Source organism: Synechococcus sp. B60.1, from assembly GCF_047462555.1.
Lineage (GTDB): Bacteria > Cyanobacteriota > Cyanobacteriia > Thermostichales > Thermostichaceae > Thermostichus.
Window position 1 is genome coordinate 1 of the sequence record NZ_JANSJN010000153.1, and the last position, 1,865, is coordinate 1,865.

The 1,865-nt window shown below is 60.5% G+C and carries 2 protein-coding genes; both read left to right on the plus strand.

From position 1 onward, the window contains the following. Positions 1–611 (plus strand): DUF512 domain-containing protein (locus NW863_RS12510; RefSeq protein WP_414366753.1); only part of this gene is annotated, 611 nt, incomplete at its 5' end. Positions 612–624: 13 nt separating this feature from the next. Continuing rightward, on the plus strand, positions 625–1,865 hold a 1,241-nt coding region (locus NW863_RS12515; RefSeq protein WP_414366754.1), incomplete at its 3' end, for a UPF0182 family protein.

Genomic DNA, 1,865 nt, shown 5'->3' on the forward strand with positions numbered 1-1,865 from the left:
CCAAAGCGGCGGAGGTGATTGATCAGGTGGAAGCGCTGCAGGCGCAGTTTCGCCAAGAACTGGGATCCACCTTTGCCTGGCTGGCTGATGAGTGGTATCTGCTGGCGGGTCGGGAACTGCCGCCGGCAGAGCACTACGAAGATTACCCCCAACTGGGGAATGGGGTGGGATCCCTGCGCTTGTTCTTGAGCGAGTTCGAGCAGGTGCGGCTGCCGGCTGGGATCCCTGCTCCCCTCAAAGTCCTCTGGGTGGTGGGCAACGCTGTGGAACAGGCCTTCCAGCCTGTGGTCAAGCGGATGAACGGCATTCGGGGGCTGCAGTTGGACCTGTTGCCCATTGCCAGCCAATTCTGGGGACAAACCCTGACGGTAACCGGGTTGTTGACAGGACAAGACATTCTGGGCGCTCTGAAATCCGTTGAAAACTTGGCAAGCTACGATGGGCTACTTTTGCCCCAGATTGCTCTTAAGGATGGGGAGCGCTTCTTGGACGATCTCACCTGGCAAGAGTTGCAGGCCCAAGTCGGGATCCCGGTGGTGCGGGTGGACGGGGGTCCAGCAGGCTTGCTGCAGGCGGTGCAGGGGCTAGGATCAAGGGCAGCTCCGGGCTAAGGACTGTGAGGCCATGCAGCGGTTGCGGCGAGGGCTGCTCCTGTTGCTTTGGATTGGACTGGGGATCCTAGCCATCACGGCTTTGGCGTCTTTCTATGTGGATCTGGCCTGGTTTGCTGAGCTGAACGCCCTGCCAGTGCTGTGGACACGGGTGATGGCTCGCTGGGGGCTAGGCCTGGGCGCCTTTGGCTTTGCCCTGGCGGTGGTGGGATCCAACCTGCGCGCCTGCTGGCGGGGAGCGACCCTGACAGGGGCCTGGGCGATCGCGCTGGGGTTGAGTGGATGCTTTGCCTGGGCTCTTTCCAATCAGTGGTTTACGCTGCTGCTCTGGCTCCACCAAGTGCCTGTCGGGGAGTCCGACCCCATCTTTGGCCGCGATCTGGGCTTTTTTCTTTTCGGCCTGCCCTTTTGGGAGACGCTGCAGCACTGGTGTTTCAACTTGGTGCTGCTCACTTTGATCACGACAGCGCTCATCTACCTGGTGGAGCTAGGGCTATCGGAGCAGCGGCTGACCCTGGCCCTTTCCCTGTTTGCCCAGCGGCACTTGCTGATCCTGGCGGGATCCCTGTTTTTAATTCGCGCCTGGGGCCACTGGCTGGATCGCTATGAGCTGCTCTACTCCACCCGTGGCGTTGTCTTTGGCGCCGGTTTTACCGATGTCCACGCCACCCTGCCAGCCACCACTCTAATGAGCGGGGTGGCTTTCCTAACGGCCATTGGCTTCTGGGTTTTGGCCCGCCAAGGGATCCGCCTCCGCCTTCCCTTTTTCAAATCCTGGTGCCCTGCCTGGGCCAGTTCCCTGCTGGCACCGGCTTTGCTTTGGGGGGCCTACCTGGGGTTTGGGCTGCTGACTACCCGGCTTTACCCGCAACTGGTGCAAACCCTTTTGGTCACGCCCAACGAGCTGGAGCTGGAGCGCCCCTACATCGAGCACAACATCCGCTTTACCCGCGCTGGCTTTGGCCTGACCGAGGTGGAGGTGAAACCCTTTCTGGAGGAGGGATCTCTTACCTGGGAGATCCTGCAGCAAAATCAATCCACCCTGCGCAACGTGCGCCTTTGGGATACGGAGCCTCTCTTGGTTACCTATCGCCAACTGCAGGAGATCCGTCCCTATTACCAGTTTCCCGATGTGGATGTGGATCGCTACCGCATTGGCGGAGAACTGCGCCAAGTGATGCACGCTGCGCGGGAATTGGACTTTGCCCAGGTGCCGCCTACGGCCCAAACTTGGGTTAACCAGCGGTTTTTCTA